This is a genomic window from Nocardioides litoris (assembly GCF_006346315.1).
GTDB classification, from domain to species: domain Bacteria; phylum Actinomycetota; class Actinomycetes; order Propionibacteriales; family Nocardioidaceae; genus Nocardioides; species Nocardioides litoris.
In genome coordinates this window covers 1,362,219-1,383,034 of sequence record NZ_VDMR01000001.1, presented here as the reverse complement: position 1 = coordinate 1,383,034, position 20,816 = coordinate 1,362,219, and the positions used below count along the sequence as shown (strand labels likewise).

Below are 20,816 nucleotides of genomic sequence, written 5' to 3'. Positions count from 1 at the left end.
GCCACATGCTCGTCAGGGGATCTCGCCAGGCTTGCGTGAGGATCCGCTCATCTGGCCTCCGGCGCCGCGGTCCCCATGGCCTGGGCGAACCACGAGGCCACCGTGACGCCCCGTCCCGGCTGGTGCACGACCTCGATCGCGTCGCCCGCCGCCACCGGGCCCGGCACGACGACCCGCAGGTAGGCGCCGGGCCGGCCGTCCTCGACGAAGCGGCGCAGCCAGGCCCGGTCGTCGTACCCGTTGCGACCGAGCCAGGCCTTGAACGTCGAGCACGGGGTGCGGAACATCGTCACCTCGACGACCAGGTCGGACCCGATGCGCCACCGCTCGCCGACCTCGGCGTCGTTGACGTCGAGGCCGGCCGTGGTGAGGTTCTCCCCGAACGTCCCGTCGGGCACCGGGCGCTCGAACGCCGCTGCCCAGCGGTCGAGGTCCTCCCGGGCGAAGGCGTAGACGGCCTTGTCGGGGCCGCCGTGGTGGCGCAGGTTGGACACCTGGTCGCCCGCCAGGCCGAGCGCGCCGACGGCGACCGGCCCCGGCACCGTGGTCTTGTCGATCGAGGTGCGGCCGATCGTGGTCCACGCCGCCTCCCGCGGGCGGCCGACGTGGACCGAGAGCACGTGTCCGGTCACGACCGGCTCGCTGCCCGGCTCACGGCTGGACCGCCTTGGCCAGGGTGACGCACTGGGTGATCCAGGCGCTGTCGGGCGCCGGCTCGTCGAGGGCCCTCAGGACGTGGTGCAGCATCCGGACCACGACCCAGTCACGGGCCCGGTCCTCGTCGAGCCCGGCGGCGTCGACCAGCGCCTCGAACCGTCGCACCGTGCCGCCCCGGTAGTCGCCGTCGAGCTCGTCCCAGCGGTTCCACAGCATCGGGGCGAGCTCGTAGTGCGGGTCGCCGCTGAGGGGCTCGGGGGCGATGGCGAGCCAGGGCTCGCGCTCGGCGGCCAGCACGTTGGCGTAGTGCAGGTCGGTGTGCACCAGCCGCCCGTCGGTCCCCGGGTCGGTGGCGAACGCGCGCCCGAGCGAGACCGCCTGCTCGACCAGCCGGTGCGGCACCGGCGCGCTGCGGGGCAGTCGCGCGAGCCGGTCGGTCGCCTCGGCGACGTACGCCGAGAGGAGGCGGAGCTGGGGCGGCGCGGGCACGTGCAGGCGGCCGTGGAGGCCGGCGACGACCTCGCAGGCCTCGATGTCCCAGACCTCGGTGAGGTCGGCCGGCTCGAGCCGCTCGAGCAGCAGGGCAGAGCGCCGCGGGTCGGCGCGGAGCAGCTGCACCGCACCGTCGCCGTGCCAGTGCTGGAGGGCGAGGTGCTCGTGCTCGGACCCCGCGTGCGGGAACCCGACCTTGAGCGCCGCCGGGCGGTCCTCGGCCGTGCGCACCGCCAGCACCACGGCGGCGTACCCGTGCCACTGCCGGCCGTCGACCCCCAGCTCCCACTCCTCGAGCAGGTCACGCACCAGGCGCGGCAGCCCGGCCACCCACGGCTCCCAGCGACCGCGCGGGTCGACGTGGGTGAGCCACTCCTCGGGGACGTGCACTACTTCTTGGACTTCTCCGAGGAGCCGGCGCCGTCGTTGGAGAGCGCGGCCACGAAGGCCTCCTGGGGGACCTCGACGCGGCCGACCATCTTCATCCGCTTCTTGCCCTCCTTCTGCTTCTCCAGCAGCTTGCGCTTGCGGGTGATGTCGCCGCCGTAGCACTTGGCGAGGACGTCCTTGCGGATGGCGCGGATGTTCTCGCGGGCGATGACCCGGGCGCCGATGGCGGCCTGGATCGGCACCTCGAACTGCTGGCGCGGGATGAGGTCCTTGAGCTTGCCGGCCATCATCACGCCGTAGGAGTACGCCGCCTCCTTGTGCACGATGGCGCTGAACGCGTCGACGGGCTCGCCCTGGAGCAGGATGTCGACCTTGACCAGGTCGGCGGCCTGCTCGCCGGAGCGCTCGTAGTCGAGCGAGGCGTAGCCCTTGGTGCGCGACTTGAGCTGGTCGAAGAAGTCGAAGACGATCTCGCCCATCGGCAGCGTGTAGCGCATCTCGACGCGGTCCTCGGAGAGGTAGTCCATGCCGCCGAGCTGGCCGCGCTTGGTCTGGCAGAGCTCCATGATCGTGCCGATGTAGTCGCTGGGGCTGAGGATCGTGGCCTTGACGACGGGCTCGCGGACCTCGGCGATCTTGCCCTCGGGGAACTCGCTGGGGTTGGTCACCTCGATCTCGGTGCCGTCCTCCATCGCGACCTCGTAGACCACGTTGGGCGCGGTGGAGATGAGGTCGAGGCCGAACTCGCGCTCGAGCCGCTCGCGGGTGATCTCCATGTGCAGCAGGCCGAGGAACCCGCAGCGGAAGCCGAAGCCGAGCGCGCCCGAGGTCTCGGGCTCGTAGACCAGGGCGGCGTCGTTGAGCTGCAGCTTCTCCAGGGACTCGCGCAGCTCGCCGTACTGGTCGCCGTCGATGGGGTAGAGCCCGGCGTAGACCATCGGGTTGGGGTGCTTGTAGCCGCCGAGCGGGTCGACGGCGCCGTGGTGCTGGGTGGTGACGGTGTCACCGACGCGGGACTGGCGGACGTCCTTCACGCCGGTGATGAGGTAGCCCACCTCGCCGACGCCGAGCTCGCCCGCCTTGACCTGCTCGGGACTGATGACGCCGATCTCGAGCATCTCGTGGGTCGCGCTCGTCGACATCATCTTGATCCGGTCGCGGTGGGTCAGCGACCCGTCGACGACCCGGACGTAGGTGATCACGCCGCGGTAGGTGTCGTAGACGGAGTCGAAGATGAGCGCGCGGGCCGGCTTGTCGGCGTCGCCGACCGGCGCCGGGGTCTCGGCCACGATGTGGTTGAGGAGGGCCTCGACGCCCATGCCCGTCTTGGCGCTCACCTTCAGCACGTCGTCGGGGTCGCACCCGACCAAGCCGGCCAGCTCGGCGGCGTACTTGTCGGGGTTGGCGCTCGGCAGGTCGATCTTGTTGAGCACCGGGATGATGTGCAGGTCGGCGCCCATGGCGAGGTACAGGTTGGCCAGGGTCTGCGCCTCGATGCCCTGGGCGGCGTCGACGAGCAGGATGGCCGCCTCGCACGCCTCGAGCGAGCGCGAGACCTCGTAGGTGAAGTCGACGTGGCCCGGCGTGTCGATCATGTTGAGCACGTAGGTGCCCGGCTCGGCCCCGGCCTCGTTGTCGGCCGGCACCGTCCACGGCATCCGCACGGCCTGGCTCTTGATGGTGATGCCGCGCTCGCGCTCGATGTCCATGCGGTCGAGGTACTGCGCGCGGGCCGCGCGCTCGTCGACGACGCCCGTCAGCTGCAGCATCCGGTCGGCCAGCGTGGACTTGCCGTGGTCGATGTGGGCGATGATGCAGAAGTTGCGGATGATGCCCGGGTCGGTCTGGCCGGGCTTCGGTGCGTCAACAGGCAGGGACATGGTCGGGCCATTCTTCCAGGCCACCCCGACCCCGCCTATTCGCTGACCCGACGTGGATCCGCGACGGGTCGGCGGGTGTTGGATGGGTCGGTGCCCGTCCGCCGTCCGTCGCCCGTGCCGCACGGCCGCACCGCCCGCCGCCTGGAGTGGGTGCACCTGCCCCCGCCCGTGCGGTCGCTGGTCGAGCGGCGCACCGGGAGCCCGGTCGTCGAGGCGCGCTCGCAGACGGCGGGCTTCACCCCGGGCTTCGCCTCCGTGCTGGTGTGCGCCGACGGGTCGCGGCACTTCGTCAAGGCGGCGTCGGCGAAGGCGCAGCGGCTGTTCGCCCAGTCCTACCGGGAGGAGGCGCGCAAGCTCGGCGCCCTGCCGGCCGGCGTACCGGCGCCACGGCTGCGGTGGACGGAGGAGGCGCACGACTGGGTCGTGCTCGGCATCGAGCACGTCGAGGGCCGTGCGCCGCACCGGCCCTGGACCGACACCGACCTGGCGGCGTCGCTGCAGATGCTGGCCGCGGCCAACGCGGCCCTGACCCCGCCGCCCGCCGGGCTGCTGCTCGACCCCCTCGCCGCCGACCTCGCCGACTGGCCCGGGCACTGGGACTACGCGCGGCGCACGTTCGTGCTGCCCCGGGGCGAGGAGACGGCCGCGTTGGCCCGACGGTCCGCCGAGGTGCTGACCGGGGACGCCGTGGTCCACACCGACGTCCGCGACGACAACATCCTGGTGCGCCCCGACGGCACCGCCGTCCTGTGCGACTGGAACTGGCCGGTCCTCGGCCCGCCCTGGCTCGACTCCCTGTGGCTCCTGGTCGGCCCGCGCGGCGACGGCCTCGACGTCGAGGCCGTGCTCGCCGACCACCCGACGTTCGCCGGGGTGCCGGCCGACGCGGTCGACGTCGCCCTCGCCCTGCTGACCGGCTACCTCCTCAAGTCCGCCGACGACCCGGTGCCGCCCACGTCTCCCTGGATCCGCGAGCACCAGCGGTGGTGCGGCGACGTGGCCTGGGACTGGCTGTGCGAGCGGCGCGGCTGGGAGACGGGCGAGTGAGCGGCGCATGAGTGCGCCGCGCTCGGCCGGCACGCACCTCCCGTACGCCGGGGTCCCCGACCGCGTGCGCGCGTGGGTCGAGCAGGCCCTCGGCTCGCCGGTGGTCACCGCGCGGGAGCAGACGGGCGGCATGTCGCCGGGCTGCGTGACCCGGCTGGTGTGCGCCGACGGCACCCGCGCGTTCGTCAAGGCCGTCGGCGCCGAGCTGAACCCCGACTCCCCCACGCTGTACCGGCGCGAGGCGCTGGTGCTCGGCCTGCTGGGCTCGCACCCGCTGTGGGCCGACCTGCTGGCGTCCTACGACGAGGGCGACGGCGGGTGGGTGGCGCTGCTGCTCGAGGACGTCGAGGGCGAGCACCCCGACACCGACGACGACGCGGTGATGGACGCGCTGCTGGCGGCCACCGACGACCTGGGCCGGGTGCTGCGCGAGCGCGTGCCCGACCCGCCACGGCCCGACCCGGCACCCGGGGTCGAGAACCCGATGTACCGCCCCGGTCTCACCGACCTCGGGCAGGTCTACCCGGGCTGGCTGCGCAGCTACGACGTCGTCGCCCACGAGCGCCCCGACGTCGTGCCGGCGTGGGTGGCGGCCCGCCACGACGAGCTCCGGCCGCTGGTCGTCGCCCTGACCGAGGTGCCGTGCGACCACCTCGTCCACTACGACATCCGCAACGACAACCTGCTGGTGCGGCCCTCCGGCGAGGTGGTCTTCGTCGACTGGGGCGCCGCGGCGATCGGGCCGGCCTGGCAGGACGCGCTCCTCGCCCGGGTCGAACGGGTCGACCGGCCCTGGTTCGACACCTCGGTCCGTTCCTCCCCCGCGCTGGCCGCGGCCGGCGACGACCTCGTCACGGCCTCGATGCTGGCCATCGGCGCCCACCTCGCGCTGCGGGCGGCCACGGTGGTCGACGTGGGCCTGCCGGGGCTCGCCGCGTTCCGTCGTACGGAGGCCCGACGCTTCCTCGGTGCGGCCGGACGACGATTAGGAGAGCCCCCGGGCCGCTGGTAGCTTTGTCGGCTGCGTGCCAGACGCGAGTCCACGCGCGCACGCGACCAGACTTCGTTCCTGTCCATCGAGCACCAGAGGCGAGACACACCACCGTGGCGAACATCAAGAGCCAGATCAAGCGCAACAAGCAGAACCAGAAGCGCTACGAGCGCAACAAGGCGGTCAAGAGCGGCCTGAAGACTGCGATCCGCAAGTTCCGCGAGGCCGCCGAGGCCGGCGAGAAGGAGCAGGCCGTCACCCTCGGCCGCGAGGCCAACAAGATGCTCGACAAGGCTGCCTCCAAGGGCGTCATCCACAAGAACCAGGCCGCCAACCGCAAGTCGGCCATCTCCAAGAAGGCCGCCTCGCTCTGAGCCGAGCCCGCCTCCGTCGACCCGTCGTGCCGCCACGACGGGTCGATCTGTTTTTGGTCGACCCGTCGTAGGTCCACACGACGGGTCGGCGTGGTGGCCCCTGGTCCGGACCACTGGTCGGACAATTGATCGGTTTGTCGATCGAATCGCTATGGTTCCGGCCGTGGCGACCACCCTGTCCGTCCGCGCGCCGCGCGGCCTGCTGCTCCACCTGCTGACGTTCGCGGTGGTGCTGACGGCGTGGACGCTGGTCTCGGCCTCCGACGTGGTCAGCCCGGCCTACCTCGCCCCCAGCCCGCTGGAGGTCTGGGACGCGTTCGTCCGCGCGAACTCCTACCACCCGATCGGTGGGGGCGTCGACCGCGTCGTGCGGGGCGAGGAGGGCTACTTCCTGTGGGAGCACCTGGTGGTCAGCCTGCGCCGCATCGGCATCGGCCTGGGCATCGCCGTCGTGGTGGGCGTCCCGCTCGGGCTGGCCATGGGGCTCTTCCGGTCCTTCGGCGCCCTCCTCGGGCCGTACGTCGACTTCCTCCGCTCGATCCCGCCGCTGGCCTACATCGGCTTCCTGGTGGCCTGGTTCGGCATCTACGACACCTCGAAGGTCTGGTTGCTCGTGCTCGCGGCGTTCCCGCCGATCACCCTGGCCACGATCAACGGCGTCCGCGGGGTCCGCGAGGACCAGCTCAACGCGGTGCGCACCCTGGGGGCCTCGCAGCGCCAGGTCATCACGCACGTGCTGCTGCCCGCGACGCTCCCCGACATCCTCAGCGGCCTGCGGGTCGCGGTGGGCTTCGCCTGGACGACCGTGGTCGCCGCCGAGCTCGTCAACGGACTGCCCGGCATCGGTGGCCTGGCCTACCTCTCGGGCACCCAGAACAAGATCGCCCTGTCGATCGCCTGCATCCTCGTCATCGGGTTCACCGCCATCGCCCTCGACGCCGTCCTCCGCATCTCCGAGAAGACTCTCGCCCCCTGGCGAGGAAAGGCCTGACATGACCCTCACCCGCACGTCCACCCGCACCCGCACCCGCCTGCGCGCCTCGGCGCTGGTCGCCGCGACCCTGCTCACCTCGACCGCGCTGGCCGGCTGCGTGGGCGGTGGCGAGGAGAACGAGGCCGCCGCGACCGAGTGCCCCTGGGAGGCCGACGAGTCCGTCACGGGCCCGATCCGGCTCGGCTTCCAGAAGGTGCCCAACGGCGACGTCATCGTCAAGGACCGCGGCATCCTCGAGGCCTGCCTGCCCAACGCCGACGTCCAGTGGAGCAACTTCGCCTCCGGCGCCGACGTCGTCCAGGCCTTCGGCGGCGGCAGCCTCGACATCGGCCTGGTCGGCTCCTCCCCCGCGACCAAGGCCCTGTCCGCGCCGCTCGAGCTCCCGGTCGACGTCGTCTGGGTCCACGACGTCATCGGCGCCGCCGAGTCGCTGGTGGTCCAGGACGGTGCCGCGACCGACCTGGCGGGCCTGAAGGGCAAGACGATCGCGACGCCGTTCGGCTCGACCGCGCACTTCTCGCTGCTCCAGGCCATCGCCGACGCCGGCGAGGACGCGGCCGACTACCAGCTCATCAACAGCGAGCCCGAGCAGATCGCCCCGGCCTGGAGCCGCGGCGACGTCGACGCCGCCTGGATCTGGGACCCGACGCTGAGCCAGCTCGTCTCCGAGGGCGGTCAGGTCGTCCTGACCAGCGACGACACCGCGAAGGCCGGCAAGCCGACGTTCGACCTCGCCATCGCCGACAGCGGCTTCATCGCCGACAACGCGGCGGCCATGGACGCGTGGGCCAAGGCGCAGAACTGGGCCGTCGAGCTCATCCGCGACGACCCCGACGCTGCCGCCGAGAGCGTCGCCGTCGAGGTGGGCGTGTCCACCGAGGAGGCGAAGAAGCAGTTCGAGGGCTACACCTACCTCGACGCCTCCGAGCAGGTCGGGCCCGACTACCTGGGCGGCAAGCTGGGCCAGGACCTCTTCGCCACCGCGGAGTTCCTGCTCCAGCAGGACGGCATCGGCGAGGTCGCTCCCGCGCAGACCTACGCCGACGGGGTCGACGCCGGCCCGGCCCAGGCCGCCGCGGATGAGTGAGCCCCACGACCGCTCGGTCGTGCTGTCGGGCGTCGAGCACCGGTTCCGCGCTCGCGACGGCGAGGTGCACGCGCTCGACCGGATCGACCTGGCGCTCGAGCCCGGTGAGTTCCTGACCCTCGCCGGGCCGTCGGGCTGCGGCAAGACCACGCTGCTGCGGCTGCTCGCTGGCTTCATGGAGCCCTCGAGCGGCGAGATCACCGTCGGGGGTCGCCCGGTGCGCGGACCCGGTCCCGAGCGCGGCGTCGTCTTCCAGCAGCCGACGCTCTTCCCGTGGCTCGACGTCCGTGCCAACGTCGCCCTCGGACCCCGGCTGCGGGGTGCCGGCAAGGCCGAGCGGGCCGCGACGGCCGACCGCTACCTCGACCTGGTGGGCCTGCACGACGTGGGGCACCTGCGCCCCTACGAGCTCTCCGGCGGCATGCAGCAGCGCGCCCAGATCGCGCGGGTGCTGGCCGCCGACCCCGACATCGTGCTGATGGACGAGCCGTACGGCGCCCTCGACGCCCTCACCCGCGAGCGGCTGCAGGACGAGCTGCTCACGCTGTGGCGCGAGACCGGCAAGACCATCCTGTTCATCACCCACAGCGTGGAGGAGGCCGTCTTCCTCGGCACCCGGGTGCTGGTGATGAGCCCGCGCCCCGGCCGCATCGTGCTCGACGAACCGGCTCGGTTCTCCTCCGACGAGGCGCAGGTGCCACCGGAGGAGCTGCGGGCCCTGCCCGCCTTCACCGAGACCGTGGCCCGGGTGCGCGGCGCCATCCAGCACGTCGAGCCGCCGCCGCGCAGGGCCGGCTGACCCGCGGGCCCCGACTGATCAGTCGCGCAGCGCGGCGACGGTGAGCACGAGCCGCTCGAGGGCGTACGCCGCGTCGCTGGCCGCACCCTTGACGTCGGCGTCGGCCTGGGCCACCGCCCGGATCGCCCGGGCCAGGCCGTGGTCGGACCAGCTCTGGGCCTGGCTGCGCAGGGTCTTGAGCTTCCACGGCGGCACCCCGACCTCGCGGGCCAGCTCGGCGTCGCGCAACCCGCGGCGAGCGCCCTTGTAGCGGGCCAGGCCCCGGGCGCTGCCGGCGAACGCCGAGGTGATCAGGACCGCAGCGGTGCCGTTGTCCATGGCCCAGCGGAGCTCCTCCAGCGCCTTCTCCCGCCGGCCCGCGAACGCGTGGTCGGCGACGACGAAGGACTTGGCCTCGGCGCGGCCCCCGAAGTAGCGGCCGACCTTGTCGGCCGTCAGCTGCTCGCCCGGGAAGTCGTTGGTCAGCTGGTGGGCGGCGGCCGCCAGCGAGCGCAGGTCGTGGCCGACCGCGTCGACCAGCAGCCGGCTCGCCTCGCCGTCAATGCTCGCGCCGCGGCGGCGTACCTCGGCGGCGACGAACCCGGGCAGCTCGGACGGCTTGACCTCCTCGGACTTGTGCTCGGTGACCGTGGCGAGCTTGCGCAGCTTGGTCAGGTGGCCCGAGCCCTTGGGCCCGCCGCCGTGGACCAGCACCAGGGCCACGTCGTCGACGGGGGCGGCGGCGTAGGCCAGGAGACCGGGCGCGGCGTCGTCGGTGAGGTGCTCGAGCGCCCGGACGACCACGAACCGGGTGGAGGAGAACAGCGACGGCGCGGTGAGCTCGCCCAGCGTGGCGGCGCTGAGGTCGGCCGCCGGGGAGTCGGCGACCTCGGCCTCGGCGTCGTGGCCGAGCACCGCCTCACGGGCCGCCTGCACGGTCGCGGCGTTGAGGAACTCCTCCTTGCCGGTGACCAGGAGGACCCGGCCCAGCACGTCCGCTGCTCGCACGGGGCCACCCTGGCACACGCCACCGACACCCCGTCGGCCTGCACCTCGGGCCCGCGTCACGGGTCACGGGTGTGCACGCGGCCGTCGGCGGTCACGACGAGGTCGCCCTCCTCGTCGGTGCGGTGGACCTCGCTCCCGGCGTCCTGCAGGGCCCGCACCAGGTCGGGGGCCGGGTGGCCGTAGTCGTTGTCCGCCCCGACCGAGACCAGGGCGGACTCCGCCCGCAGGGACAGCAGCCACGGCAGGTCCTGGTAGCGGCTCCCGTGGTGCGGGACCTTGAGCACGTCGACGTCGAGGCCGGGCAGCGCGGCGGCCAGGAGGGCCTGGCCGTGCGGCTCGACGTCGCCCGTGAGGAGCACGCTCAGGCCGCCCACCCGGGCGAGCAGGACGACGCTGGCGTCGTTGGCCGTGCTGCCGTCGCCCGGCCCCGCGCGGGGCTGCGCAGCCGGCGGCCACACGGTCTGGAGCTCGACGTCGCCGTAGTGCCGGGGGTCCGTCGCCGGCAGGGTCGGGGCCAGTGCGTGCTCGGCGGCCGCGGCCAGCACCTCCCGCACGCCGCCGGGCGGGTCCAGCGTCGAGGTGGTCCACACCTGCCCGACGTCGCGGCCGTCGAACACCCCGCTGATCCCGTCGACGTGGTCGGCGTGGAAGTGGGTCAGGACCAGCAGCGGCACCCGGTCGACCTCGAGCCGCCGCAGGCACTCGTCGACGAGGGCTGCGTCGGGCCCGGCGTCGACCACGACCGCGGCCCCGCCGCCAGCGTTGAGCACGACGGCGTCGCCCTGGCCCACGTCGCAGACCGCCACCGCCCAGCCCGACGGCGGCCACCCCGGCGTCGGGGCGGGCACGAGCACCACGAGCAGGAGCACCGCGGCCAGGGGCAGCGCCCGGCGGGGTCGCGCGAGCAGGACAGGGACCAGGGCGGCGAGGACCACGCACACGACGACGAGCCCGAGCAGTGCCCAGGGGCCGGTGCCCCAGCCGAGGACGGCCTGGGGCAGGTCGGCACCGGTGCGGGCGACGTGGATGATCCAGGCGACGCACCACCCGGCGCCCGTGCCGGCGATCCGCCCGACCGGGTCGCTGACCAGCGCGAGGAGGCCGCCGACGAGGCCGAGGACCGTGGCCGGCCCGACCACCGGCGCCACGAGGAGGTTGGCCGGCACCGCCACCAGGCTGACCTGGCCGGAGATCGCCGCCACGACCGGGGTGCAGGCGACCTGGGCCGCGAACGGCACCGCGACCGCCTCGGCCGCCCAGCGCGGCAGCCACCGGGCGAGCGCGTCGCGCCAGCCGGGCGCCAGCAGGACGATGCCGGCCGTGGCGAGCACCGACAGCACGAAGCCGGGCGCGACGGCCAGCCCGGGCTGCAGCAGCAGGAGGCCGACCACGGCCACGGACAGGCCCCGCACGGCGCGGCGCCGTCCGTTGGCCCCCATCGCCACCAGGCCGACGGTGCCCATGGCCGCCGCCCGCAGCACGCTCGGCTCGGTGCGGGCCAGCAGGACGAACCCCACGATGCCCAGGGCCGCCACGAGCGCGAGCCACCGTCCGCGCACGCCGCACCACCGGGCGACCACGAGCAGGAAGCCCACGACCAGCGTGAGGTTGGTGCCGGACACCGCGGTCAGGTGGGTCAGGCCCGTGGTGCGGAAGTCGGCCTCGAGGCCCTCGTCGAGGTCGGCGTCGTCACCGTCGACGAGCGCGGGCACGAGGGCACGCTGGTCGGCCGGACGGTGGGCGACCGCGTCGCGGATCGACGCCCGCACCGCCGCCGCGCCCCGCCACCACACGTCGGGCTCGGCGACCCGCACCGGCTCCGAGGCGCGGGTCAGCAGCCCGGCCACGCCGTCGGCTCGGTCGTCGGGTGGCGCCAGCCGGCCGCGGGTGCGCACCGTGGCGCCGAGGGGGTGGTCGGCCCAGGCCGGGTCACCCAGGACGACCAGCGTGGCGCGCGTGGTGTGCCGCCAGCCCCGACCCACCACCTCGCGGACGCCGACCCGCACGACCACCAGGTCGTCGCCGTAGCGACCCCGCACCGGCCGGGGGTCGGAGGTCAGGATCCCGACGACCTCGACCACGGCCCGGTCGCGGGCGAGCTCACCGACCGGGCCGCCGGCGACCGACTCGGTGCGCAACGACGCGCCGGCCAGGACGCCCCCGGCCACCAGCGCGCACCCGACCAGCGCGAGCAGCCGGTCCGCCCGGCGAGGCCGACCGCGCACCCAGAGCAGCAGGCCCAGCGAACAGGCGCCGACGAGGGTCAGGGTGGCCGTGACCGGTGGCAGCAGGAGGCCGAGGAGCGCGCCTGCCCAGGCCGCCGCCGCGAGCACCGGCATCCGCAGGTCGGCCCCACGACCCGCCTCCGCGGCCGCGCCGGGCAGGCGCGGCTCGTCGGTGATGCTGGGCACCCGCCGGCCCTCACACCGTCACCAGCGGGGTCAGCTGGGCCAGCGTGGCGTCGCCGATGCCGTCGACCTCCAGCAGCTCGGTGACCGCGCTGAACCCGCCGTGCTGCTCGCGCCAGGCGATGATCGCGGCCGCGGTGACCGGACCGACCTGGGGCAGCGTCTCGAGCGCGGCCTGGTCGGCCCGGTTGAGGTCGACCAGGGCCGCCGGAGCGGCGCCCGAGCCGCCCGGCGCCGTGCCGGTGGCCGGCGGGGTGACGACCGGGGCCGCGGCGCCCTCCACGCCGACCAGCACCTGCTCGCCGTCGACCAGCGGGCGGGCCAGGTTGATCGAGCTCAGGTCGACCGCCGGACGAGCCCCACCGGCCTCCTCGATGGCGTCGACCACGCGCGAGCCTGCCGGGAGCACCACGATGCCGGGACGCCGGACCCGGCCCGCGACGTCGACGGTGACCGTGCCCGTGCCTCCCGCAGCCGCGGACGGCGTGGCCCCCGAGGGTGCCGGGGCCACGGGCGGGGCCTCCGCGGCTGCCGTCGGCGCCCCGGCCACCGGCACGAGGTCGCTCACGGGCGCCGCAGCGGGCGTCGGCGGACCGGCGTCGTCACGCAGCACCTGCCAGCAGGCGACGGCCAGGCCGAGGCAGACGAGCACCGCGACCACGGCCACCGGGCCGGGGCCGAGCGCGACCCGGCCACGGAGCGTCTCGGGCACGACGCCCTCGACCCAGGCCCCCCGCCGGCGCGAGGCGTGCCGGCCCGGGGTCGGGACGACCGTCGGCTCCGGCGGCTCGGTGGGTCCCGCCCGGGAGGCCCCGACCGGCTGCGGTGCAGGCGCGGACCACTCATCGGGGCCGACCACGTGCAGGGCCGGGCGGGGCGAGACCCGGGTGTGGTCGCCCCACCACTCCTCGTCACCCACCGCGCTCGCCTCCTCCCGGGCGGCGGCCAGCTGCTCGGAGAGGGACGCGAGACGGCGGGAGACGGCCTCGGCGTGGTCGGGACCCGGACGACGGCTGCGCATGGCAGGGACGCTAGGTCGCTCCGGGGACGGTGCCGGCCGGGGCGGCCGGGGCTGTGGAGGAACGGGCCCGGGCGTCGTCCTGTGGACGACTCCTGGACGGTGGCGGGCGCGGTCCCGAGACAGGCGCGGGGGCGCCTCCTCGACCACCGGGGGGCAGGTCGGCCCTCCCGCGGGAGGGTCAGTCGATGTCGAGGAGCAGCCGGGGGGCGACGCAGACGGCGAGCATGCCGGGGCCGACGTGGGCGCCGAGGACGGCACCGACCTCGCCGCACCAGACCTCGCGCCCGTCGAGGTTGTCGGCGAGGCGGTCGGCGAGGCGCTCGGCCAGCTGCTCGGCGCGCTCGGGGCTGGCGAGGTGGGCGACGCAGACGTCGACCTGGTCCTCCCCCGCGGCCTCGACGGCGAGGTCGGCCAGCCGGGCCAGTGCCCGGCCCGAGGTGCGGACGCGCTCGAGCGAGCCCACGACGCCCCGCTCGATCGTCAGCAGCGGCTTGACCGCGAGCGCCCCGCCGAGCAGCGCGGCTGCGGCACCGATGCGACCTCCGCGGCGCAGGTGCTCGAGCGTGTCGACGTAGAAGTAGGAGTGGCACTTGCCCGCGCGGTAGCGGGCGATCGCGGCGGCCTCGGCCGCGGTACCGCCGGAGGCCACGGTGTGCGCGGCGGTGAGGGCGGCGTACCCGGTGGCGACGCCGACCTGGCGGCTGTCGAGCACGGTGACCGGCACCGGCGCCTCCCGCGCGGCCAGCTGCGCGGACTCGACGGTGCCGCTCATGTCGGCCGACAGGTGGACCGAGACGACCTCGTCGTACCCCGCGGCAGCGAGCCGCGCGTACACCTCGCGAAAGACCTCCGGGGCCGGACGCGACGTGCTCACCGACCGCGACTCCCGCAGCGCGGTCGCCACCGCCTCGGGCGTCGCCTCGGGCGAGCCCTCGTCGTGCACCTCCGACCCGACGACGACCTGCAGCGGTACGACGACGACGCCGTGCTCCTCGGCCACCCCGGGCGGCAGGCTGGCGGTCGAGTCGGTCACGACCGCCACCCGCGGTGTGTCCAGCTCGGGCCCGGTGGTCACACGACCACGTTGACCAGCTTGGGCTCGCGCACGATCACCTTGCGCACGGGGCGGTCGGCGATCGCGGCGACGACGGCGGGGTCGGCCAGGGCGGCGGCCTCCAGGTCGGCGGCGCTGATGGTCGGCGGCACCTCCAGGCGGCCCCGCACCTTGCCCTGCACCTGCACGACGGCGGTCACCGACTCCTCGACCAGCAGCGCCGGGTCGACGACGGGCCAGGCGGCCTGCGCGACCGACGGCTGGTGGCCCAGGCGCTCCCACATCTCCTCCGCGACGTACGGCGCCACCAGGCTGAGCAGGCGCGCGACCGTCTCGGCGGCCTCCCGCACGGCCGGGTCGGCCGGGCCGCAGCCGGAGTCGATGGCCTTGCGGGTCGCGTTGACCAGCTCCATGGTGCGGGCGACCACCACGTTGAACCGGTGGCCCTCGACCAGGGTCTGGGCGTCGTCGACCGTGCGGTGGGTGACCCGCCGCAGCGCGACGTCGCCACCCTCGGCCGGCGTGCCCACCTCCGAGGTGACGTCGCCGCTCAGCCGCCACGCGCGCTGCAGGAAGCGCAGCGACCCGGCGGGGCTCATGTCGGCCCAGTCGATGTCGTCCTCCGGCGGGCCGGCGAAGACCAGCGTCAGCCGCACCGCGTCGACCCCGAACTCCTCCAGCTGCGCGCCCAGGTTGACGCCGTTGCCCAGCGACTTCGACATCTTCTTGCCCTGGTTGATCACGACGCCCTGGTTGAGCTGGGCCGCGAAGGGCTCACGCACGTCCAGCATCCCCATGTCGGCCAGCACCTTGGTGAAGAACCGGGCGTACAGCAGGTGCAGCACCGCGTGCTCGACGCCGCCGATGTAGATGTCGGCCGGCATCCAGGCCTTGGCCTGCTCGACGTCGAACGGCCCGTCCTGGTAGCCCGGTGAGCAGAACCGCAGGAAGTACCAGGAGGAGTCGACGAAGGTGTCCATGGTGTCGCTGTCGCGGGTGGCGGGTCCACCGCACGACGGGCACGCGACCTGCGACCACTCGGTGGCGGCGGCCAGCGGCGAGACGCCCTTGGGCTTCAGGTCCGCGCCGCGCAGCTCCGGCAGGGTGACGGGCAGCTGGTCGTCGGGCACGCCGACCTCGCCGCACGCCTCGCAGTGCACGACCGGGATCGGCACGCCCCAGTAGCGCTGGCGGCTCAGCAGCCAGTCGCGCAGCCGGAAGTTCACGGTGCCCCGACCCAGCCCCTGCCCCTCCAGGTGCTCGATGGTGCGGCGGACGCCCTCGGCCTTGCCGTCGACGCCCTCCAGCAGCGGGGTGTCGACGTAGGCCCCGTCGCCGACGGTGGCCTCGAAGGTCTCGGCCGGGTCACCCGCCCCCGGTACGTCGACCACGCGGCGCACCGGCAGGTCGAAGGCCTGGGCGAAGTCGAGGTCGCGCTGGTCGTGCGCGGGCACGGCCATGATCGCGCCGGTGCCGTAGTCGGCCAGGACGTAGTCGGCGGCCCAGACCGGGATGCGCTCGCCGTTGACCGGGTTGGTGGCGTGCACGCCCAGGAAGACGCCCGTCTTGGGCCGGTCGGTGGCCAGGCGCTCGATCTCGGAGGCGCGGCGCACCTGCTCGCGGTAGTCCTCGTAGGCCGAGCGCTGCTCCTCGCTCACCAGCTCCTCGGCCAGGGCGGCGTCGGCGGCCACCACCATGAACGTCGCGCCGAACAGCGTGTCGGGCCGGGTCGTGTAGACCGTCAGCGGCTCGTCCCGCCCCTCGACGACGAAGTCGACGTGGGCCCCCTCGGACCGTCCGATCCAGTTGCGCTGCGCGGTGATGACGCGGTCGGGCCAGGTGGGCGCCAGCACGTCCAGGTCGTCGAGCAGCTCCTGGGCGTACTCGGTGATCTTGAAGTACCACTGCGTCAGCTCGCGCTTGGTCACCGTCGCACCGCACCGCTCGCAGGCGCCGTCGACGACCTGCTCGTTGGCCAGCACGGTCTGGTCGTTGGGGCACCAGTTGACCGGGCTGTTCTTGCGGTAGGCCAGGCCGCGCTCGCGGAAGCGCAGGAACAGCCACTGCGTCCAGCGGTAGTACTCCGGGTCGGAGGTGTGCAGCCGGCGGCTCCAGTCGAAGCTCAGGCCGAACTTCCTGAACGACTCGTACTGGGTCTCGATGTTGGCGTAGGTGTAGGTCGCCGGGTGCTCGTCGTTGCGGATGGCGGCGTTCTCGGCGGGCAGGCCGAAGGAGTCCCAGCCCATCGGGTTCATGACCTCGTAGCCGCGGAAGCGCCAGTAGCGGGCCATGACGTCGTGCAGCGCGGTCACCTCGGCGTGGCCCATGTGCAGGTCGCCGCTGGGGTAGGGGAACATCGTCAGCGCGTAGCGCTTCTCCCGCTCCCCCGAGGCCACCGCGGCGTCGTCGGCGACGAACGGCTGGAGCTCGTCCCAGACCTGCTGCCACTTGGCCTCGACGGCCGCGACGTCGTACGACGTGGGCTCGGCCTGCTGCTCGGTCTCGGCGGTCATCTGGCTGCTCCTGTGGGTCTGGTGGCGCTGGGGGCCGGGTGGGCCGGGTGGGCCGCGCTGCTCGGACATGAAAAAACCCCTCGCAAGGAGGGGTGGCCACGCGATCGGTCGTCGATCAGCGCGGCTGTCCAAGCAGGGTCGTGGTGCTCACCTGCCCAGGGTAGCGCCCCTGGCGCCCGGGGCGAGCACCGAGTCGAGGAAGGCGACCTGGGTGGCGACCGAGCGCTCGAACGCCTCGCCCTCGTAGATCGCGAAGTGGCCCACGTCGAGGCGGAGCACCTCGACCCGCACCCCGGCCCGCCGGGCGAGCACCGCGGCCCGCTCGACCGCCGCGGGCGGCGCGATCGTGTCGTGCGCGGCCACCACGAACAGCACCGGCGCGCTCAGCGCCCGGGCCGCACGGACCGGGCGGTTGGCCATGATCGGCAGGATCGCGCGGGCCGGCATCTCGTTGCGGAAGGTCGGACCCATGATGAGCGAGTAGCCCGCGAGCCCGTCGTCGGAGGTGATCGCGGCGAGCGAGCCGGGCTCCCCCACGATCGGCACCGTGTGCGAGCGCTGCACCAGGCCGCGCAGGGCGTGGGCGGTCAGGCGCAGCAGCTGGCCCGTGCCGGCGTACCGGCGGATCTCGAGCACCGCGGCCAGGCCGTCCATGGCCGCGCCCTGCGAGACCACGGCGGCCACCCGCGGGTCGGCGGCGGCAACGGCCACGACGTGCCCTCCGGAGTACGACGACCCCCACAGGACCACGCGGTCGGGGTCGACGCCGTCCATCCCCCGCACGTGGGCCACGACGGCGGCGTAGTCCTGGCGGTGGCGGCGGTGGTCGACGAGCTGGCGTGGCTGCCCCTCGGAGGTGCCGAACCCGCGGTAGTCGAAGACGACCACGTCGGCCCCGGCGGCGGCGAACCGCTCGGCGAACGGCACGAGCCCCGCGTCCTTGGTCGCCCCGAAGCCGTGGGCCATGACCACCACCGGCCGCCCGGACGGCGTGGTCCAGGCCGGGGACGACGCCGGGTGGTGCCAGGCCGCGAGCCGGGCGCCGTGGCTGGTGATCTCGAGGTCGCGGCGCTGGGCCGGGGTGGCGGGCACCCTACGATCCCAGCCATGCCCGACCAGACTGTCAACGACCTGTTCCGCCTCGACGGCAAGGTCGCCGTCGTCACCGGCGCCTCGAGCGGCCTCGGCGTCGCCTTCGCGCAGGGCCTGGCCGAGGCCGGCGCCGACCTCGTGCTCGGCGCCCGCCGCGTCGACCGGCTCGCCGAGACCGCGCGGCTCGTCGAGGCCACCGGCCGCCGGGCCCTGGCCGTCGAGACCGACGTGGCCGACCCCGAGTCGTGCACCCGCATCGTCGCGCTGGCCATGGAGGAGTACGGCCGGGTCGACGTGCTGGTCAACAACGCCGGCGTCGGCACCGCCGTGCCCGCCACCCGCGAGACGCCGGAGCAGTTCCGCGGCGTCGTCGACGTCAACCTCAACGGCTGCTACTGGATGGCCCAGGCCTGCGGCCGCGTCATGCAGCCCGGCTCGAGCATCGTCAACATCTCCTCGGTCCTCGGCCTGACCACCGCCGGGCTCCCCCAGGCGGCGTACGCCGCGACCAAGGCGGGCCTGATCGGCCTGACCCGCGACCTGGCCCAGCAGTGGACCGGCCGCAAGGGCATCCGGGTCAACGCCATCGCGCCGGGCTTCTTCACCTCGGAGATGACCGACACCTACCCCGAGGGCTACCTCGACTCCCAGATGGCCCGCATCCCCGCCGGCCGCAAGGGCGACCCGCGCGAGCTCACCGCCGCCCTGGTCTTCCTGGCCTCCGACGCCGGCGGCTACGTCACCGGCCAGACCCTCGCCGTCGACGGTGGCATGACGATCACCTGACCCCCGAGCCCGTACGGCGACGGCCCGCCACCCCGCGAGGGGCGACGGGCCGTCGTACGTCGGGGACCAGCGATCCTGGCTCAGCGGTCCTGGTAGGCCACGACGACCGAGGGGCGGGGGAAGTCGTCGGTGTGCGGCCAGGTGGAGGCAGGCGCCTCGAACGTCGCGCCCGAGATCTCGCCCGGGTGCTGGACGGCGACGAACAGCGACCGGTCGGAGTCGGTGACGAGCGGGCCGCACGCCTCCGCACCCTTCGGTACGGTGAGGAACTGCTGCACGCGGCCGCGCTCCCGACCCGACGTCGGCACCCGGAAGACACCGTCGTTGGAGCCCAGGACGTTGCCGTCGGTGGAGATCCACAAGTTGCCGACGGAGTCGAAGGCGACGTTGTCGGGGCAGCTGATCGGGCTGACCTTGGACTTGTCGAAGCCACCGAACCAGGTCTCGGCGGCGGCGGGGTCGCCGCAGACCAGCAGCAAGTTCCACGCGAAGCTGGTGCCGGCGTGGCCCTCGCGGCCGGTCTCGGTCATCTCCAGCACGTAGCCGTTGCGGTTGCCCGAGGCCGAGGTGAGCGGGGCACCGGGGCCCGAACGCACCATCGAGGAGCCGACCGGGTTGGCCTCGTCGGTGGGCAGCGAGGCGCTGCCGCGGTTGGAGTTGTTGGTCAGGGCGGCGTAGATGCGGCCGTTGACCGGGTTGGGCTCGACGTCCTCGGGCCGGTCCATCCTGGTCGGCGACACCTTGTCCGCGGCGAGGCGGGTGAGGATGAGCACGTCGGCCACCGACATGCCGGGCACGAACGACTGCGTGTCCGAGCACAGCGGGATCCAGGTGCCGGTGCCGTCGTGCTGGCCGTCCTGGGTGCCGTCACCGACCAGCTTGGCGACGTACAGGGTGCCCTTGCTGAGCAGCTGCTTGTTGCGCTGGCGGGCCGCGGCCGAGGAGCCCTTGTCGACCTTGGCGGCCGAGACGAACTTGTAGAGGTAGTCACCCCGCTCGTCGTCGCCCATGTAGGCCACCGCGCGGCCGTCCTGGGCGACGTGGATGTTGGCGCCCTCGTGCTTGAAGCGGCCGAGCATCGTGTGCTTGCGCGGCGCCTCGCCGGGGGCGTACGGGTCGACCTCGACGATCCAGCCGAAGCGGTGCGGCTCGTGCGGCTCCTTCGAGAGGTCGAAGCGCGGGTCGACGGTGCTCCAGCCCTTGGTGCCCGACCCGGTGATGCCGTAGCGGGCGTAAGCCGCGGCGTACCGGCTGTCGAGGGCGCCGGCGCCCTTGTCGAAGTACTGGTTGAAGTTCTCCTCGCCCGAGAGGACCGTGCCCCACGGGGTCGTGCCGCCGGCGCAGTTGTTGAGCGTGCCGAGGACCTTGGTGCCCGAGGGGTCGGCCGAGGTGCGCAGGCGCGGGTCGCCGGCGGCCGGGCCGTCGACGACGAAGGTCGTGCCGATGTGCAGGCGACGGTTCTCCGGCGTGGTGCGGGCGCCAGGGGCGACGCGCTTCCACGAGCCGGGGACGACCCCGCGCCGCACGCGCAGCACCGACATGCCGTGGTTGCTCATGGCGATGGTCTTGACCTGCTCGTCGCTGTAGACGCCGGTCGGGAACATCAGGACCTCGTCGCTGTACTCGTGGTTGCACACGAGCAGCGCCTCGTCACCGAGCTTCGAGCCCGGGCGCAGCGGCAGCAGGCCGACGTAGTCGTTGTTGTAGCCGAACTGGGTGCGGGCGGCGGCGGCGGTCTGCTTGCGGGGGTCGAACTCCGGCGCGCCGGGCTCGACCGGGTCGCCCCAGCGGACGACGACGGAGCTGGTGTAGCCGGGAGCGGTCACGACGGCGTCGCGGCGGTTGGGGGTGACCGCGGCGATCTCGCGGGTGAGGTCGCCACCCTTGGCCGGGCCGCGGCCGGGCTTGACGGGCGGGGTCCCGCCGGGGCGCGGCTGGGGGGCGGCGGCCGCGCTGCCCGCGGTGCCGACGGTCGCGCCGACGGCCAGCACGCTGCCGCCGAGCAGGCTGCTCTTGAGCAGGCCGCGGCGGCCGACGACCTTGGCGATCTCGTCCTGCACGTGGCCGTGCTCGGTGCGGTTGGGCTCGGGGTGGTCGCAGGCGTTGCCGCAGCGGAACAGGCAGGTCATGGGGTCGCGGGAGGAGCGACCGTGGGCGCCGCCGCCCCCGACGGGGGTGATCGGGAGGAGACGGCGGTTGATCGGACGTGTCGTCATGCCGCGGACCGTAGGGAGGCCACCTGAG

At 74.1% G+C, this 20,816-nt stretch carries 17 protein-coding genes; 7 read left to right on the top strand and 10 right to left on the bottom strand.

Going from position 1 to position 20,816, the window contains the following annotated elements; translation table 11 throughout:
- Window positions 1-47: 47 nt before the first annotated feature.
- The 3 genes from FJQ57_RS06585 to lepA are packed head-to-tail and all read right to left on the bottom strand — an operon-like array spanning window position 48 to window position 3,419.
- Window positions 48-632 (bottom strand): MOSC domain-containing protein, encoded by a 585-nt coding sequence (locus FJQ57_RS06585; RefSeq protein WP_211348756.1) that lies wholly within the window; start codon window positions 630-632, stop codon window positions 48-50.
- Between the two features lie 19 nt (window positions 633-651).
- Window positions 652-1,539 carry an aminoglycoside phosphotransferase family protein gene (locus tag FJQ57_RS06580; RefSeq protein ID WP_139978356.1) on the bottom strand — a complete coding sequence of 296 codons (888 nt, stop codon included), beginning with the start codon at window positions 1,537-1,539 and terminating at the stop codon, window positions 652-654.
- On the bottom strand, window positions 1,539-3,419 hold the full coding sequence (gene lepA / locus FJQ57_RS06575; protein WP_139978355.1) for a translation elongation factor 4: 1,881 nt from the start codon (window positions 3,417-3,419) through the stop codon (window positions 1,539-1,541). Before lepA ends, FJQ57_RS06580 begins: the two co-directional genes overlap by 1 nt.
- 90 nt (window positions 3,420-3,509) lie before the next feature.
- Here lepA and FJQ57_RS06570 point away from each other — a divergent pair, with 90 nt between their 5' ends.
- The 6 genes from FJQ57_RS06570 to FJQ57_RS06545 all read left to right on the top strand — a co-directional run bounded on the left by FJQ57_RS06570 (window position 3,510) and on the right by FJQ57_RS06545 (window position 8,711).
- Window positions 3,510-4,466, top strand: a complete 957-nt coding sequence (locus tag FJQ57_RS06570; protein ID WP_139978354.1) for a phosphotransferase family protein — start codon at window positions 3,510-3,512, stop codon at window positions 4,464-4,466.
- Window positions 4,467-4,473: 7 nt separating this feature from the next.
- Window positions 4,474-5,478 carry a phosphotransferase gene (locus FJQ57_RS06565; RefSeq protein ID WP_139978353.1) on the top strand — a complete coding sequence of 335 codons (1,005 nt, stop codon included), beginning with the start codon at window positions 4,474-4,476 and terminating at the stop codon, window positions 5,476-5,478.
- Between the two features lie 92 nt (window positions 5,479-5,570).
- Window positions 5,571-5,831: a 30S ribosomal protein S20 gene (gene rpsT, locus FJQ57_RS06560; protein ID WP_139978352.1), complete on the top strand. Its 261-nt coding sequence runs from the start codon at window positions 5,571-5,573 to the stop codon at window positions 5,829-5,831.
- Window positions 5,832-5,994: 163 nt separating this feature from the next.
- The gene (locus tag FJQ57_RS06555; RefSeq protein ID WP_246081618.1) at window positions 5,995-6,822 is read left to right on the top strand and encodes an ABC transporter permease; all 828 of its coding nucleotides are present in this window, start codon (window positions 5,995-5,997) and stop codon (window positions 6,820-6,822) included.
- Window position 6,823: 1 nt separating this feature from the next.
- Window positions 6,824-7,912, top strand: coding sequence for a taurine ABC transporter substrate-binding protein (locus FJQ57_RS06550; protein WP_139978350.1), 1,089 nt, complete (start codon window positions 6,824-6,826; stop codon window positions 7,910-7,912).
- Complete coding sequence (locus FJQ57_RS06545) at window positions 7,905-8,711, top strand: ABC transporter ATP-binding protein (RefSeq protein ID WP_139978349.1); 807 nt, start codon at window positions 7,905-7,907, stop codon at window positions 8,709-8,711. The genes FJQ57_RS06550 and FJQ57_RS06545 overlap by 8 nt, the downstream gene beginning before the upstream one ends.
- A gap of 18 nt (window positions 8,712-8,729) precedes the next feature.
- Here FJQ57_RS06545 and holA read toward each other — a convergent pair whose 3' ends face one another.
- The 6 genes from holA to FJQ57_RS06515 form a co-directional block, all read right to left on the bottom strand.
- Complete coding sequence (gene holA, locus FJQ57_RS06540; protein WP_139978348.1) at window positions 8,730-9,698, bottom strand: DNA polymerase III subunit delta; 969 nt, start codon at window positions 9,696-9,698, stop codon at window positions 8,730-8,732.
- A gap of 56 nt (window positions 9,699-9,754) precedes the next feature.
- Window positions 9,755-12,109: a ComEC/Rec2 family competence protein gene (locus FJQ57_RS06535; RefSeq protein WP_246081617.1), complete on the bottom strand. Its 2,355-nt coding sequence runs from the start codon at window positions 12,107-12,109 to the stop codon at window positions 9,755-9,757.
- Between the two features lie 10 nt (window positions 12,110-12,119).
- Window positions 12,120-13,127 (bottom strand): ComEA family DNA-binding protein, encoded by a 1,008-nt coding sequence (locus FJQ57_RS06530; protein ID WP_139978347.1) that lies wholly within the window; start codon window positions 13,125-13,127, stop codon window positions 12,120-12,122.
- A 178-nt stretch (window positions 13,128-13,305) separates the two neighbouring features.
- A complete protein-coding gene (locus tag FJQ57_RS06525; protein ID WP_246081616.1) occupies window positions 13,306-14,160 on the bottom strand; it encodes a DegV family protein in 855 nt (284 codons plus the stop codon).
- Between the two features lie 38 nt (window positions 14,161-14,198).
- Window positions 14,199-16,694 carry a leucine--tRNA ligase gene (leuS, locus tag FJQ57_RS06520; protein WP_139978346.1) on the bottom strand — a complete coding sequence of 832 codons (2,496 nt, stop codon included), beginning with the start codon at window positions 16,692-16,694 and terminating at the stop codon, window positions 14,199-14,201.
- A 147-nt stretch (window positions 16,695-16,841) separates the two neighbouring features.
- Window positions 16,842-17,786, bottom strand: a complete 945-nt coding sequence (locus FJQ57_RS06515) for an alpha/beta hydrolase (RefSeq protein ID WP_139978345.1) — start codon at window positions 17,784-17,786, stop codon at window positions 16,842-16,844.
- Between the two features lie 15 nt (window positions 17,787-17,801).
- Here FJQ57_RS06515 and FJQ57_RS06510 point away from each other — a divergent pair, with 15 nt between their 5' ends.
- Window positions 17,802-18,572, top strand: a complete 771-nt coding sequence (locus FJQ57_RS06510) for an SDR family NAD(P)-dependent oxidoreductase (protein WP_139978344.1) — start codon at window positions 17,802-17,804, stop codon at window positions 18,570-18,572.
- 80 nt (window positions 18,573-18,652) lie between these two features.
- Here FJQ57_RS06510 and FJQ57_RS06505 read toward each other — a convergent pair whose 3' ends face one another.
- Window positions 18,653-20,788, bottom strand: coding sequence for a PhoX family protein (locus FJQ57_RS06505; RefSeq protein WP_139978343.1), 2,136 nt, complete (start codon window positions 20,786-20,788; stop codon window positions 18,653-18,655).
- Window positions 20,789-20,816 lie beyond the last annotated feature (28 nt).